This window comes from Enterobacter sp. RIT418 (assembly GCF_003057745.1).
Classification (GTDB): Bacteria; Pseudomonadota; Gammaproteobacteria; order Enterobacterales; family Enterobacteriaceae; genus Enterobacter.
Genome location: NZ_QBJD02000013.1, coordinates 78,852 through 97,142 on the forward strand (window position 1 = coordinate 78,852; position 18,291 = coordinate 97,142).

An 18,291-nucleotide genomic window follows, 5' to 3' on the forward strand; every position below is an offset into this window, starting at 1 on the left:
GGACGACAATATCCGTCGGTCGGAAATATCTGCCTGACGCGTACGCCTGCAAGGAGTCTAAAAAATGAGTCACGTTAAGATTGTTGATGTCATCATTCGTAAAACGGCTGAAAAAACGGTACTGACGGGAGAGGGAAATCTTTCCGTATCCGTGGCCTCACCGAGCGTTATTGAAATTCACGGTTCTGCCCAGGACGTGGCGCGCTATATGCGCCAGGGTAAGGACCTGCTGATTTATATGAAAGATGGCAGCGTTATTCGATGCAATAACTATATTCTTGACGATCCTGAGGGTAAAAACCACTCCGAACTGGTGTTTAACGACCAGCAGGAACTGACGCATATCTCCTTCGCGGATACGGGCGAAGCCAGCGGCCTGGCGATGACCGAACTCACCGCGCAGGCAACGCCAATCAGCAGTATTGAGCCGTTCCTCGCACAGGAGAGCGTGCTCGGCGATGCGCCGTGGGGCTGGCTTGCCGGTGCGGCGCTCGGCGGCGGCGCGATTGGCGCGCTTCTCGCGCACGGCGGCGACGGCGACACCAAAACCGAAGTGATCGACAACACGAAGGAAGTTGAAAGCGCGAAGCCAACCTTCCTGGTGACGGACAAAGCGGGTGATAAGCAGGGCGTGCTGACGGCGAAAGAGATCACCGACGATAATACCCCAACCTTTAGCGGAACCGGGCAGCCGGGCGCAACCATCCAGATTAAAGACGCCAGCGGCAGCACCATCGCCAGCACCATGGTGGGCTCAAACGGCGCGTGGACGGTAAAACTGCCGACCCAGACCGACGGCGAGCACACCTGGTCCGTGGTGCAGATCGACGGCAGCAAAACCACCCAGGCGGGCAGCATTACCGTGACCGTTTCCACCGCCGACGCCACCGTCACGCTGGCGACAACGGCAGGGGATAACGTCATTAACTCCAGCGAGCAGTCGGCGGGCTTTACCCTGTCCGGCGCGAGCAAAAACCTGGCCGCGGGCACCGCCCTGACCGTAACCCTGAACGGCAAAACCTACGCCGCGGAAGTGGGCGCAAACGGCGCGTGGAGCGTGAAGGTGCCGGCCGCCGACGCGGCCGCGCTGGGCGACGGCACCTGGACCGCCACCGTGAGCGGCAAAGACGCGGCGGGGAACACCGTCACCGGCAGCCAGACGCTCACCGTCGATACCGCCGCGCCAACGATCTCCGTCGACGCCATCGCACAGGACAATATTGTTAACGCCGCCGAACACGGCCAGCCGCTGACGATCGCCGGGAAAACCAACGCCGAAGCCGGGCAGATCGTCACCGTAACCCTCAACGGCAAAAATCACACCGCCACCGTGGGCAGCGACGGCAAATGGTCCGTCACCCTGAGCGCCAGCGACGTTAAGGCGCTGGCCGACGGCGATCACACCCTGACGGTGAACGTCAGCGACAAGGCGGGGAACGGCACGTCCACCTCCGCGGAGTTCAGCGTGGACACCGCCGCGCCGGTGGTGACCATTAACAGCGTGGCGGGCGACGACATCCTCAACGCCACCGAGCAGGGCCACGCACAAATCATTACCGGCCACGCCAGCGGCGCGGCGGCGGGCGACGTGGTGACGTTGACGCTCGGCGGTAAAACCTATACCGGCGTCGTGCAGGCAGACGGCAGCTGGAGCGTTGGCGTTCCGGCATCCGGCATCAGCGCCCTGGGCGAAGGTGGACACACCTTCTCCGTGACCGTCACCGACGCGGCGGGCAACACGGGCAGCGCCACGCACGGCGTGACCCTGAGCGGCAACCCGCCGGAATTCACCATCGACGCCCTGAGCCAGGACAACGTGCTGAACGCCCAGGAGGCGATGCAGCCGCTGGCCTTAAGCGGCACCAGCAATCTGCCGGACGGCAGCGCGATTACCGTCACCCTGAACGGTGTGGGCTATCCGGCAACCGTGACGAACGGCGTCTGGTCGGTTAACGTGCCGGTCACGGACGTGATTAACCTGGCGAACACGCTGTACACCGTGAGCGTCAGCGGCACCGACAGCGTCGGCAATACCGGCTCCGCCGAAGCGAACCTGCTGGTCGATACCGCGCTTCCGCAGGTGATTATTAACACCTTCGCGGGCGATAACCTGGTCAACAGCAGCGAAGTGAGCGTCGACCAGGTCCTGAGCGGGCGCGTCACCGGCGCGGCGGCGGGCGATACCGTCACCATCAGCGCGGGCGGCAAAACCTACACCGCGAAGGTCGGCAGCGATCTGACCTGGAGCGTCACCGTTCCGTCCGCGGACCTGACCCAGTTCGGCGACGGCGATCTCACCTTCACGGCCTCGGTCACTAACGCCCACGGCAACACCGGCACCGGCGAGCGCGATATCAACATCAACGCCAACCAGCCGGGCCTGCGGGTGAACACCATTTCCGGCGATGACGTGATCAACGCCATCGAACAGCAGCAGGATTTAACCGTCACCGGCACCAGCAGCCATTTGGCCGCAGGCGCGCAGGTCACCGTCACCATCAACGGCATTGACTACCCGGCGGTCATTACGGCCAGCGGCAGCTGGCAGATCGGCGTTCCGGCGGCGGATCTGCAGAACTGGGCGGCGGGCGATGTTGACGTAAAAATTTACGCCAAAGACACGTGGGGCAACGAAGCCTCTGCCGACCACCACATCGCGCTGGATCTTAACGCCGTGGCGGTGACCGTGGACACGGTGAGCGCGGACGACATGATCAACGCCGCCGAGAAGGGGGCCGACCTGACGCTCTCCGGCAAAACGCAGTGCGTGGAGGCGGGCCAGACCGTGGTGGTGAAATTCGCCGACCAGACCTTCACCGCGCAGGTCCAGCAGGACGGAAGCTGGAGCCTGATCGTTCCCGCGGCCGCGATGGACGGCCTGAGCGACGGCCGCGCGCAGATTAGCGTGAGCGTCACCAACGTTAGCGGCAACAGCGCCGACGCCTCGCGCGTGGTTGTGGTAGATACCCAGCCGCCGGCCATCACCCTCGACAACCTGACGTCCGACAACATCATTAACGCCGCCGAAGCGCAGCAGCCGCTCACGGTGAGCGGAACCACCACTGCCGAAGTGGGCCAGACCGTCACCGTGACCCTCAACGGCAAGCAGTACACGACGACGGTGCAAAGCGGCGGAACCTGGCAGCTGGACGTGCCGGCGGCCGACGTGGGCGCGCTGGCCGACGGCAAGGTAACGGTGACCGCCAGCGTTAGCGACGTGGCGGGCAACGGCAGCAGCGTCGACCGCATCGGGCTGGTGGACGCCACCGTGCCGCAGGTGACGATCGATGATTTCGTCACCAGCACCAACACCATCAACCACATCGCCCATTCGCAGGCGCAGATCCTGAGCGGCTCCGTCACCGGCGCGGACGCGGGCGATCGCGTCACGATTACCATCAATAACGTGGACTACACCACGGTGGTCGACGCGGCGGGCCGCTGGAGCCTGGGCCTGCCTGCGTCCGTCGTGCAGGGGCTGGCGGACGGCACCTGGCCGGTCAGCGTCACCGTGACGGATAAATCGGGCAACACCGGCAGCGGCTCGCTGGACGTGGTGGTGAACACCTCTACGCCAGTCATTGCTATCGACACGCTGGCCGCGGATGACGTGATTAACGCCAGCGAAAAAGGGGCCGATCTGCGCCTCTCCGGCACCAGCAACCAGCCGCAGGGCACGACCATTACGCTCACCCTCAACGGCATCCACTACACCGCCACCACGGCGGCTGACGGCAGCTGGAGCGTCAACGTGCCGGCCTCCGCCGTGGGCGCGCTGGGCGAAGCGAGCTATACCGTTACCGCCAGCGTCACGGACAGCGTCGGCAATACCGCCTCTGCCAGCCACGACGTGCTGGTGGACAGCTCCCTGCCGGTAGTGACCATTAACACCCTGGCGGGCGACAACATCGTCAACGCGGCGGAAGTGGCCGCGGGCCAGGCGCTGACCGGGAAGGTCAGCAACGCGGCGGCGGGCGATACGGTCACCGTGACGCTCGGCGGCAAAACCTACACCGCCGTGGTGCAGAGCGATCTCACCTGGAGCCTGCCGCTGACTCAAGCACAGCTTACCGCGCTGGGCAACGGCGAGCTGACCGTGACGGCGAGCGTCACCAACGCCCACGGCAATACCGGTTCCTCCACGCTGGATATCACCATTGACGCCCAGCTGCCGGGCCTGCGCTTCGACACCGTGGCGGGCGATGACGTGATCAACATCATCGAGCACGGCCAGAACCTGATTATCTCCGGTTCCAGCACCGATCTGGCGGCGGGCAGCATCGTCACCGTCAACGTGAACGGCAAAGGCTACCCGGCCACCGTGCTGGCGGACGGCACCTGGCAGGCGGCAATTCCGGCGGCGGACGTGGGCCAGTGGGCCGACGGCAAGCTGACGATTACCGCCAGCGCCCAGGACAGCGCCCAGAACCCGGTGAACATCGGTACCATCGTCGACGTCGACCTGGCGCCGGTCGCGATTAGCATTGACGCCATCGCCACCGACGACGCGATCAACGCGGCGGAAAAAGGCCAGAATCTGGTGCTGTCCGGCACCACGGCGAACGTGGAAGCGGGGCAGACCGTAAGCGTGACCTTCGGCGGGAAAACCTACACCGCGAAGGTGGACGCGGAAGGCAAGTGGACGACTACCGTGCCGTCGGCGGATCTGGCGGGGCTGAAGGACGGCGACGCCAGCGTGCAGGTGAGCGTGAGCAACGTGAACGGCAACGGCGCATCCGCGGGCCGCGAGTACAGCGTGGACGCGACCGCGCCAGCGGTTACCATTGATACCGTCAGCGGCGACAACATGCTGAACGCCGCGGAGGCCGGGGCCGATCTGACCCTGAGCGGCACCTCCAGCGCGCAGGCGGGACAAACCGTCACCGTTGCCTTCAACGGCAAGCAGTACACCGCGCAGGTGCAGGCGGACGGCACCTGGTCGCTGAACGTTCCGGCGGCGGATATGGCGGGCATCGCCGACGGCAATGCGGCCATTACCGCCTCCGTGAGCGACAAGGCGGGCAACCCGGCCAGCGCCAATGCCTCGGTGCTGGTGGACATCACCGTGCCGAAAATCACCTTCGACACCCTCGCGGACGACGTGATTAACCTTGCCGAGCACGGCCAGGCGCTGATCGTTTCCGGGAAGGTGACGGGCGCGCAGGCGGGCGACGTGGTGACCGTGAACCTGAACGGTAAAGACTACACCGCCATTCTCGACGCGGCGGGCAGCTGGAGCGTGGGCGTTCCGGCCGCGGACGTCGGGGCGCTGGCCAATACCAACTACACCCTGACCGCGACGGTGACGGACAGGGCGGGCAACAGCGGCAGCGCACAGCACGATCTCGGCGTCGCCCTGACCGCGCCGACGCTCGCCATCAACACCATCGCCGGTGATGACGTGATTAACGCCCTCGAGAAAGGGGCCGACCTGGTGCTTTCCGGCACCAGCAACCAGCCGCAGGGCATCACCGTGACGGTAACCCTGAACGGCATCAGCTACTCCGCCACCACGGCGGCCGACGGCAGCTGGAGCGTGACCGTTCCGGCCTCCGCCGTCGGCGGGCTTGGCGAAGCGAACTACACCGTGAGCGCCTCCGTGACCGACGAGGCGGGCAACAGCACCAGCGCCGCGCATCATGTGCAGGTGGACAGCGCCCTGCCGGTCGTCACCATCAACGCCATTGCTACCGACGACGTAATTAACGCCCAGGAGCTGGCGGCGGGTCAGACCATCAGCGGCAGGGTAGCAAACGCCGAAGCGGGCAACACCGTGACGGTCACCCTTGGCGGCAACACCTACACCACCACCGTGCAGAGCGATCTGACCTGGAAGGTTGACGTCTCCGCGGACGACCTCAAGGCGCTGGGCAACGGCGACCTGTCCGTCACCGCGAGCGTGACCAACGGCCACGGCAACGCCGGCAGCGGCGATCGCGATATCACCATCGACGCTAACCTGCCGGGCCTGCGCGTGGATACCGTGGCAGGCGACGACGTGATCAACAGCATCGAGCACGGGCAGAACCTGATTATCACCGGCAGCAGCGACGGCCTGACGGCGGGCACGGCGCTGACCGTCACCGTCAACGGCAAAACCTACCCGGCCGTGGTGCTGGCGGACGGCACCTGGGTCGCGGCGGTTCCGGCTGCGGACGTGGGCGCGCTGGCGGCGGGCAAGCTGGTCATTACCGTTGAAGGCCAGAGCAGCGCGGGCAATCCGGTCTCTATCGGCCACGGCGTGACCGTCGATCTGGCCGACGTGGCCATCAGCGTGAACGCCATCGCAACCGACGACGTAATCAACGCGGCGGAGAAAGGCGCGGACCTGGTGCTTTCGGGCCTCACCGCCAACGTGGAAGAAAACCAGACCGTCACCATCACCTTCGGCGGGAAAACCTACACCGCGAAGGTGGACGCGGAAGGCAAGTGGACGACTACCGTGCCGTCGGCGGATCTGGCGGGTCTGAAGGACGGCGACGCCAGCGTGCAGGTGAGCGTGAGCAACGTGAACGGCAACAGCGCCTCGGCGGGCCGCGAGTACAGCGTGGACGCCACCGCGCCGTCCGTGGTGATTGATATCGTCAGCGATAACAATATTGTCAACGCGCAGGAAGCGCAGTCCGATCTCACCATTCACGGCACCAGCAATGCCGAAGCGGGCCAGACGGTGACCGTCACCCTTGGCAGCAAATCCTGGACCACGACCGTGGGCGCGGACGGCAGCTGGACGCTGGACGTCCCGGCGGCGGACGTCGGCGCGCTGGCGGACGGCAGCTACACCATCGGGGCATCGGTGGCGGACAAGGCGGGCAACCCGGCCTCCACCGCGCGCGACGTGCTGGTGGACACTACCGTGCCGCAGCTCACCATCAACCGCGTCTCCGACGATGACGTGATCAACAGCGTTGAGCACGGCCAGGCGCTGACCGTTAGCGGCAGCGCCACCGGCGCACAGGCGGGCGACGTGGTGACCGTGACCCTCAACAATAAATCCTACACCGCGACGCTGGACGCGGCGGGCAACTGGACCATCGGGGTACCGGCTGCCGACGTTGGCGCGCTGGTCGCCGGGGATTACACCATCACCGCCACCGTCACCGACAGGGCGGGGAACAGCGACAGCGAAACGCACGACATCAACGTGAACCTGACCGCCCCGGTGCTGACCATCGACACCGTCTCCGGCGACGACGTGATCAACAGCGTTGAGAAGACGCAGAATCTGGTCATTAGCGGCACGGCGACCGGCCTTGCGTCGGGCGCCGTCGTCACGGTGATGCTGAACGGCAAAGCCTACAGCGCGACGGTGGACGGCAGCGGCAAGTGGACCACCACCGTACCGGCCGACCAGGTTTCCGGCCTGGGCGAAGCGCTCTACGCGATTACCGCCACGGCGACCGACGCGGTGGGCAACAGCGGCAGCGCGTCGCATACCGTGACCGTGGAGTCCGTGCTGCCTGGCGTGACCATCAACGCCATCGCCACGGACGACGTGATCAACGCGGGCGAAGTGGGCGCGGGCCAGACCATCAGCGGCAAGGTCATCAACGCCGAAGCGGGCAACACCGTAACGGTGACCGTGGGCGGCAAAACCTATACCACCACCGTGCAGAGCGATCTGACCTGGAAGGTGGACGTCTCCGCGGACGATCTCAAGGCGCTGGGCGACGGCGATCTGACCGTCACCGCGAGCGTCACCAACGGCGTGAACAACACCGGCTCGGCGGATCGTGACATTACCATTGACGCCAACCTGCCGGGCCTGCGCGTGGACGTGGTGGCGGGCGACGACGTGATCAACAGCATCGAGCACGGCCAGAACCTGATCGTTACCGGCAGCAGCGACGGCCTGACGGCGGGCACCGCCCTGACCGTGACCGTCAACGGCAAAACCTATGCGGCGACCGTGCTGGCGGACGGTACCTGGCGCGCGGCGGTTCCGTCTGCGGACGTGGGCGCGCTGGCGGCGGGCAGCGTGACGATTACCGTGGCGGGCCAGAGCACCGCGGGCAACCCGGTCACCATCAGCCACGACGTGACGGTGGATCTGGCGGCGGTTGCCATCAGCATCGACGCCATCACCTCTGACGACGTGATCAACGCCGCGGAGAAAGGAACCGATCTGGTCCTCTCCGGCACCACCGCGCAGGTGGAAGAGAATCAGACCGTCACCATTACCTTCGGCGGCAAAACCTACACCGCCAAGGTCGACGCGGACGGCAAGTGGACCACCACCGTGCCGTCGGCGGACCTGGCGGGGCTGAAGGACGGCGACGCCAGCGTGCAGGTCAGCGTGAGCAACGTGAACGGCAACGGTGCGTCCGCAGGCCGTGAATACAGCGTGGACGCCACCGCGCCGTCCGTCACCATCGGCACGATTGCCGGAGACGACGTGCTCAACGCGGCGGAAGCGAAAGCGGATCTGACCATCAGCGGCACCAGCACGGCCGAAGCGGGCCAGACGGTGACCGTGACCCTGAACGGCAAAACCTACACCGCGAAGGTGGGCGCGGACGGCGGCTGGACGCTGGACGTACCGGCGGCGGACGTCGGCGCGCTGGCGGACGGCACGGCGACGATCACCGCCTCCGTGAGCGACAAGGCGGGCAACCCGGCCTCGGCTAACCACAACGTCACGGTGGACGTGACCGTTCCGGTGGTGACCATCAACACCATCGCGGAAGACGACGTGATCAACGCCACCGAGCACGGCCAGGCGCAGATTATCAGCGGCTCGGCGACCGGCGCGGCGGCGGGTGATAAGGTCACCGTGAGCATTGGCGGCAAGGACTACACCACCGTGCTGGACGCGGCGGGTAACTGGAGCGTCGGCGTGCCGGCGAGCGTGATTTCCGCACTCTCCGACGGCAAGGTGACGGTCAGCGTCAGCGTAACCGACGCGGCGGGCAACACCGGCAGCGGCACCCACGACGTGACCGTGGAGACCGGCCTGCCGTCGCTGAACTTTGACGCGATTTCCGGCGATAACGTGCTGAACGCGGTGGAAAAAGGTCAGGATCTGAGCGTGAGCGGCACCAGCGCCAACCTGAGCGCGGGCACCACCGTCACCGTGACCCTGAACGGCAAGCACTACACCGCCACCACGGCGGCGGACGGCAGCTGGAGCCTGACGGTGCCGGCGGCGGATCTGGCGGCGCTGGGCGAGGCGAACTACACCCTGAGCGCGGCGGCGACCAACGGCGTCGGCAACGGCATCAGCAGCACCGCGAACCTGCAGGTGGATACCGCCCTGCCGACCGTGACCATCAGCACCGTGGCGGGCGATAACGTGATCAACGCCGCCGAAGTGGCGGTGGATCAGACCGTCAGCGGCAGGGTTGCCCACGCGGAAGCGGGCAACACCGTGACCGTGAAGATCGGCGGCAATACCTACACCACCACCGTGCAGAGCGATCTGACCTGGAAGGTTGACGTCTCCGCGGACGATCTTAAGGCGCTGGGCAACGGCAGCCTGTCGATCGTTGCGACGGTCACCAACGGCCACGGCAACACCGGCAGCGGCGAGCGCGACATCACCATCGACGCCAACCTGCCGGGCCTGCGCGTGGACACCGTGGCGGGCGACGACGTGATCAACAGCATCGAGCACGGTCAGAACCTGATCGTTACCGGCAGCAGCGACGGCCTGACGGCGGGCACCGCCCTGACCGTGACCGTCAACGGCAAAACCTATCCGGCGACCGTCCTCGCGGACGGCACCTGGCGCGCGGCGGTTCCGTCTGCGGACGTGGGCGCGTGGGCTGAAGGCACGGTAAAAATCACCGTCTCCGGCGACAGCGCGGCGGGTAACCCTGTCACCATCACCCACGACGTGACCGTGGATCTGGCGACGGTCGCCATCAGCATCGACGCCATCGCCACCGACGACGCGATCAACGCCGCGGAAAAAGGCGCGGATCTGGTGCTGTCCGGCACGACGCTTAACGTCGAGGCGGGCCAGACCGTGACCGTGAGCATGGGCGGTAAGATTTATACCGCGAAGGTCGACGCGAACGACAGGTGGACGGTCACCGTGCCGTCGGCGGATCTGGCGGGGCTGAAGGACGGCGACGCCAGCGTGCAGGTGAGCGTGACCAACGTGAACGGCAACGGCGCCTCCGCAGGACGCGAGTACAGCGTGGATGCGACCGCACCCGTTGTGACAATCCACACCGTTGCCGGAGACGACGTGCTCAACGCGGCGGAAGCGAAAGCGGATCTGACCATCAGCGGCACCAGCACGGCCGAAGCGGGCCAGACGGTGACCGTCAGCCTGAACGGCAAAACCTATACCGCGAAGGTGGGTGCGGACGGCGGCTGGACGCTGGATGTTCCGGCGGCGGACGTCGGCGCGCTGGCGGACGGCACGGCGACGATTACCGCCTCCGTTTCTGACAAGGCGGGCAACCCGGCCTCGGCTAACCATAACGTCACGGTGGACGTGACCGTTCCGGTGGTGACCATCAACGCCATCGCGGAAGACGACGTGATCAACGCCACCGAGCACGGCCAGGCGCAGATTATCAGCGGCTCGGCGACCGGCGCGGCGGCGGGTGATAAGGTCACCGTGAGCATTGGCGGCAAGGACTACACCACCGTGCTGGACGCGGCGGGGAACTGGAGCGTCGGCGTGCCGGCGAGCGTGATTTCCGCGCTCTCCGACGGCAAGGTGACGGTCAGCGTCAGCGTGACCGACGCGGCGGGCAACACCGGCAGCGGCACCCACGACGTGACCGTGGAGACCGGCCTGCCGTCGCTGAACGTCGACGCGATTTCCGGCGATAACGTGCTGAACGCGGTGGAAAAAGGCCAGGATCTGAGCGTGAGCGGCACCAGCGCCAACCTGAGCGCGGGCACCACCGTCACCGTGACCCTGAACGGCAAGCACTACACCGCCACCACGGCGGCGGACGGCAGCTGGAGCCTGACGGTGCCGGCGGCGGATCTGGCGGCGCTGGGCGAGGCGAACTACACCCTGAGCGCGGCGGCGACTAACGGCGTGGGCAACGGCATCAGCAGCACCGCGAACCTGCAGGTGGATACCGCCCTGCCGACCGTGACGATCAATGCCATCGCCACGGATAACATCATCAACGCCGCCGAGGTGGCGGTGGATCAAAGCATCAGCGGCAGGGTTGCCCACGCGGAAGCGGGCAACACCGTGACCGTGAAGATCGGCGGCAACACCTACACCGCCGTTGTGCAGAGCGATCTGACCTGGACGGTGAACGTTCCGGCTGACGTGCTGAAGGCGCTCGGCAACGGCGATCTGACCGTGACCGCGAGCGTGACTAACGGCCACGGCAACACCGGCAGCGGCGAGCGCGACATCACCATCGACGCCAACCTGCCGGGCCTGCGCGTGGACGTGGTTGCGGGCGACGACGTGATCAACAGCATCGAGCACGGGCAGAACCTGATCGTTACCGGCAGCAGCGACGGCCTGACGGCGGGCACCGCCCTGACCGTGACCGTCAACGGCAAAACCTATGCGGCGACCGTGCTGGCGAACGGCACCTGGAGCGCGGCGGTTCCGTCTGCGGACGTGGGCGCGCTGGCGGCGGGCAACCTGACGATTACCGTGGCGGGCCAGAGCACCGCGGGCAACCCGGTCACCATCAGCCACGACGTGACGGTGGATCTGGCGGCGGTCGCCATCAGCATTAACGCCATCGCCACCGACGACGTGATTAACGCGGCGGAAAAAGGCGCGGATCTGGTGCTGTCCGGTCTCACCACCAACGTGGAAGAGGATCAGACCGTTACCATTACCTTCGGCGGCAAGACCTACACCGCGAAGGTCGACGCGGACGGCAAGTGGACGGCCACCGTGCCGTCGGCGGATCTGGCGGGGCTGAAGGACGGCGACGCCAGCGTGCAGGTGAGCGTGACCAACGTCAACGGCAACGGTGCGTCCGCAGGCCGCGAGTACAGCGTGGACGCGACGGCGCCAACGGTGACGATTGACGCTATTGCGGCGGACAACACCATCAACCGCGACGAAGCGGCGGCGGGCGTAGCGATCGCCGGTACCACCACCGCGGAAGTGGGCCAGACGGTCACCGTGACCCTGGGCGGCAAATCGTACACCGCGCAGGTCGGGCAGGGCGGCGCGTGGCGCGTTGACGTTCCGGCGGACGACCTGGCGGCGCTGGCCGACAGCGGCTACACCGTGCAGGTGAGCGTCAGCGACGCGGCGGGCAACCCGGGCAGCGCCAGTAAGGCCATTACCCTTGACACCACGCCGCCAACCATCAGCTTCAACGCCGTGGCGGGTGACGACGTGATCAACGGCGTGGAGCACGGGCAGGCGCAGATCGTGAGCGGCACCGCCACCGGCGCATCCGCGGGCGATAAGCTGGTCGTTACGATTGGCGGCAAGCAGTACACCACCACCGTTGACGCCAGCGGCAGCTGGAGCGTGGGCGTTCCGGCCAGCGTCATCTCGGCCCTGGCGGACGGTAAAGTGACCATCAGCGCGACCATCACCGACGGCGCGGGCAACAGCAGCACCCAGACCCACGACGTGATGGTCAATACCGCCGCGGTTGCGCTGACCGTTAACACCATTAGCGGCGACGACGTGATTAACGCCGCCGAAGCGGGCAGCTCGCTGGTCATCAGCGGTTCCAGCGCCCAGTTCGCCAGCGGCACGAAGGTGACGGTGATGCTGAACGGCAAGTCCTACACGGCGACGGTGCAGAGCGACGGTTCCTGGAGCACGACGGTTCCGGCAGCGGACGTGGGTGCCCTGGCGGACGGCTCAAGCTATCAGGTCACCGCGTCGGCGCAGGACAGCGCGGGCAACAGCGCGTCGGCGACGCACGGCGTCAGCGTGGACGCCACCCCGCCGGTGGTCAGCATCGCGGCGATCTCCGGCGACGATATGCTCAACGCGGCGGAAGCACAGCAGCCGCTGACCGTGCACGGTTCGAGCAGCGCGGAGGCCGGGCAGACGGTCACCGTCACCCTCGGCGGCAAAACCTACACCGCGCTGGTGAAGGCCGACGGCACCTGGACGCTGGACGTTCCGGCGGCCGATCTCGCCTCTCTGAGCCAGGGCGCGCTCACCGTAACCGCCTCGGTTAACGACAGGGCGGGCAACGGCGGCAGCGCCTCGCACACCCTGACGGTAGATACCGTCGCGCCAACCGTCACCATCAATACGGTGGCGGACGACAACATCGTCAACAACGCGGAACAGCAGGCGGGACAAACCGTCAGCGGGACCACTACCGCCGAGCAGGGGCAAACGGTGATCGTGACCTTTAACGGCCACAGCTACCAGGCCACCGTTGGCGCGGACGGCACGTGGTCGGTCTTCGTGGAAGGGCACGATCTGGTGGGGCTGACCGACGGTAAATACACGATTACCGCATCGGTGGCCGATAAGGCAGGCAACCCGGGCAGCGCGACGCACGACGTCACGCTGAGCGGCGACGTGCCGACGATTGCTATCAATACCTTTGCGCAGGACGACATCGTGAATGCCGCGGAGCACGGCACGCCGCTGGTCGTCAGCGGTACGACCAGCGCGCCAGCGGGCCAGACGGTGACCATTACGCTGAACGGCAAAACCTACACCACGACCGTACAGAGCGACGGCAGCTGGAGCTATACCGTTGGCAGCGCGGACGTGACGGCGCTCGCGGACGGCGGCGCTTACGTGATTAACGCCCAGGTCAGCAACGCGATCGGCAACGGCGCGAGCGCGGACCATACGGTCACGGTCGATTTGACCCCGCCGTCGATGGGCATCAGCATCGACTCGCTGCAAAACGACACCGGCCTGAGCGCGAGCGATTTCATCACCGGCGACAAAAACGTGGTGATTAACGGCTCGCTGACGGCGCAGCTCGGCAACAACGAGAAGGCGCAGATCAGCCTCGACGGCGGCGCGACCTGGATTGACCTGACGGTGACTGGCACCACCTGGCGTTACGCCGACGGCCGCACCTTAACCGACGGTACGTACCAGTATCAGGTCCGCGTGATTGATAACGCGGGCAACGTTGGCGCGACCGACAGCCAGGACGTGGTGCTCGATCTGACCGCGCCTGCGGCAACCACCATCACCGTGGATGCCGTCACGCAGGATACCGGGCTGTCCGGCAGCGACTTCATCACCAGCGATAACCAGATCACGCTGAACGGCACGCTCGGCGCGGCGCTGGGGCGCGGCGATCACGCGCAGATCAGCATTGACGGCGGGACGACCTGGATTGACGTCAACGTCAGCGGGCTGACCTGGACCTACGTCGATGGCCGGACGCTGGCCGACGGCGACTACAACTACCAGCTGCGCGTGATCGACGACGCGGGCAACGTCAGCGCCACCGCTAATCAGGTGGTGACCATCGATACCGTTGCGCCGGACGCCAGCAAAACCGTCTCTATCGACAGCATCAGCGACGATACGGGCCTGAGCAACAGCGACTTCGTGACCAACGACACCTCGCTGACGCTGCACGGCTCCCTCGGCGCGACGCTGGCCGACGGCGAAGGCGTGCAGATCAGCCTTGACGGCGGCAGCACCTGGCAGAACGTCATCGTGGTCGGCAAGACCTGGTACTACGTCGATGGTCGTACGCTGGGCAACCAGACCTACGACTACTGGGTGCGCGTGATTGATGCGGCCGGCAACGTGGGCGAATCTGCTCACCAGCAGGTGACGGTGGATACCGTTGCGCCGGACGCGGCGATCACCGTGACCGTGGATAACATCACCGTTGATACCGGTTTTGACGACAACGACTTCCTGACCAGCCAAACCTCGTACACGCTGAACGGCACGCTCGGCGCGGCGCTGGGCAACAACGAGTACGTGCAGGTTAGCCTCGACGGCGGCGCGACCTGGGTTTATGCGAAGGTGAACGGCACGAGCTGGAGCTACACCGACACGCGCACGCTTGCCGACGGGGAGCACGACTATCAGGTTCGCGTGGTGGATCAGGCGGGCAACGTCGGGGCTACCACCTCGCAGACGGTCACCGTGGACACCAGGGCGCCGCAGTACGGCATCACCATTGACGCCATCAGCGACGATACCGGGCAGTCCGGCAGCGACTTCATTACTAACGATACCTCGCTGACCGTGCGCGGCACGCTCGGTAACGAGCTGGCGGGCGACGAGCGGGTGCAGATCAGCCTGGACGGCGGCGCGACGTGGATTGACGTCACGGTGAACCATACCCAGTGGACCTACACCGATACCCGCACGCTGACCGACAATGATTACACCTATCAGGTACGCATCATCGACCAGGCGGGCAACGTCGGCTCCACCGCGCAGCAGGTGGTGACGGTAGACACCACCCCGCCGGTGACGAAGGGCACGATCGTCAGCTATACCGATAACGACGGCGAGCGTACCGGGGTCTTTGGTGAAAACGTCTCGACGGACGACACCACGCCGCTCATCAGCGGCACCCTGAACCAGGGGCTGGCGACCGGTGAGATTGCGCAGCTTTATCGCGACGGCGTCCTGCTGGGCCAGGTCACCATGAACGGCGCGACCAGCTGGTACTTCCAGGACAGCGGCCTGCACGACGGTAACCACACCTACGTGCTGCGTATTACCGACGTGGCGGGGAACTACACCGACTCGGACGATTTTGTTCTGAAGGTCGATACCAGCATCCCAACCACCACGGCGACCATTGCCACCCTGACGACGCCGGACACGACGCCAATTCTGAACGGCACCGTGTCGGCAGCGCTGACCAACGGGGAATATCTGGTCGTTACCGTTAACGGTAAAACCTACACCTCCGAAGCGGGCGGCGCGGTGGTGGTCGACCCGGACCACAACACCTGGTATCTGCAAATCCCGGACGGCGACGCGCTGACCGTGAAGAGCTATGACGTAACGGCGCAGGTGAAGAGCAGCGCGGGCAACGGCAATACGACCGGCACCACCACGGGCAGCATCGTGATTGGTAACGAGGAGTCGGTCACGGTGGGCTTTACAACGACCAGCGCGACCACGGCGAACGCCGCGGGCTATATGCTGGATTCGGACGGCCTGTGGACGGTGACGGCGAACCAGCAGATTGCTTCGGCAAATGCCGACAGCCGCAGCTCGTGGACGGTGGGCAGCAACTTTACGATGACGGGGAACTATACCTCCGGCACGTACGCGGATATCAACCGCGACGGCCTGAACGATATCCTGGCCGAAAGCACCAACTACAACTATATGCAGCAGCTGATTAACAACGGCGACGGCACCTATACCTCGACGGCGCTCAGCGGCTTTGGCGCGCTGGTCTGGTACGGCGCGGTGGTGGCGATTGATATTCAGGGTGACGGCTACACGGACTTTGTGGTGGGCGATGCGGGCGGCCCGGACTCCAGCACCTTTATGCTGAACAACAACGGCACGCTGGTCGGCAGCTCGAAGGCCGGAACCTACGGCACCTTTGTGTCCGGCTCGAAGGTGGGGAACTACAACAGCCTGATTGAAGTCTCCGGCGTCGACTTAAACAACGACGGTAAGGTGGATATTGCCCAGCACACCACCAACGGCGGCAACAACTTCGCGCTGTCGACGATGTTCAACCAGGGGGACGGCTCGTTTACCTGGGGGCAGAACTTCATCAACACCATGTACAGCGCCACCGGCTCAGGCGCGGCGAGCAACGCCGTCAGCATGACCTGGGGCGACTTCAACGGCGACGGCTACATGGATCTGTATATGAGCATGTACCGCACCTCCAGCGGCACCAACACTGGCGGCGTGCTGATGCTGAACGACGGCACCGGCAACCTGCTGGCGGGCACCGCGGTGGGTACGGCGACCACGGACAAGTTCGTCGGCAACGTCAGCGTGGCGGTGGACTGGAACATGGACGGCAACATGGACATCATCAAGCTGGCCAACGGCGGGCAGTCCTGGCTCTACACCAACGATGGCATCGCGGGCTCGGCGACCTTCACGGCCTCGAAGTTCAGCACCGCCACCTCCACGCAGGTGTCCGGCGCGGCGCGGCTCGACTACGACTGGGACGGCGCGCAGGATCTGCTGATCTTCCGCCAGAACGGCAGCGTGATCCTGGAGCGCAACACCAACACCGTTAAGCCGGGTACGGCGATGCACCTGAAGATTGTCGACAGCGAAGGGATCAACGCCTTCTTTGGCAACACCGTTCAGCTGTACAACTCCGCGGGCAAGCTGGTGGCCAGCCAGATCCTTAACGCGCAGTCGGGGATGGGCATCAACGACTCCTCGTCGCTGATCAGCTTCTACGGCCTGGATGCCAACGAGACCTACCACGCGGTGCTGGTGCGCGCGACCAACGGCGTCGCGAGCAACGTCACCTGGGACGGGCTGGAAGCGGGCAACGGTAAGGAAGGCTACGTGCTGACCGCCGAAGCCGCCACCGGCGGCCACAGCGGGACGATCGTCGGGACCGGCTATAACGACACCTTCGTCGCGGAAGCAGGCACCTATACCTACAGCGGCTCCGGCGGCTGGACGACGACCTCGGAGCACGACACCTGGAGCAGCACCGGCGGTATGGACGTAGTGGATTACATTAACGCCGGAACGGGCGTGACGGTGAACCTGGGGCTGACGACGGCGCAAAACACCGGCTTCAACACCGCGACGCTGGTGAATATTGAAGGGGTGGCAGGCTCAAACCACGACGACGTAATTACCGGCAACAGCGGGGATAACCAGTTCGAGGGGCGCGGCGGCAACGACATCTTCAACATCGGCAGCGGCGGCCACGACACGCTGCTCTACAAGCTGATCGATGCTTCCGACGCCACCGGCGGCAACGGCAGCGACGTGGTCAATGGCTTTACCGTCGGCACCTGGGAAGGGACCGCGGATACCGACCGCATTGACCTGCGCGATCTGCTGACGGGCAGCGGCTATACCGGTAACGGGTCGGCCAGCTACGTCAACGGGGTGGCTACGCTGGACAGCGGCGCGGGCAATCTCAGCGACTATATCCGCGTGGTGCAAAACGGCAGTAACACCGAGATTCAGATTGACCGCGACGGAACGGGCAGCAGCTTTGACCCAACCACCGTGGTCACGCTGAACGGGGTGCAAACGGATCTGGCAACGCTGCTGGCTAACCATCAGCTGCTGGTGGTCTAGTCCACAGGCCGCGGAGGGCAACCTCCGCGGCACTTTGCCGTTCTTTACAACACTTACAGTAACCCTATAAACAATATGGTAAATTTTCGGTTGCGTTAAGGAACTGTTCAGTTTCTAACCATTCGAAAAGGATATCATTTCAGCGCGTGAATAACGCGCTGGACAGGACGTAGCAT

General features: G+C 65.3%; 1 protein-coding gene. It reads left to right on the top strand.

From position 1 onward, the window contains the following. Positions 1-64 precede the first annotated feature (64 nt). A complete protein-coding gene (locus tag DBY73_RS15885; RefSeq protein WP_112012035.1) occupies positions 65-18,115 on the top strand; it encodes an Ig-like domain-containing protein in 18,051 nt (6,016 codons plus the stop codon). The last annotated feature ends 176 nt before the right edge of the window (positions 18,116-18,291 follow it).

Bases quoted from the DNA above. Each gene is read 5' to 3' on its own strand.
- DBY73_RS15885 (WP_112012035.1), top strand. From the start codon at position 65: ATGAGTCACGTTAAGATTGTTGATGTCATCATTCGTAAAACGGCTGAA.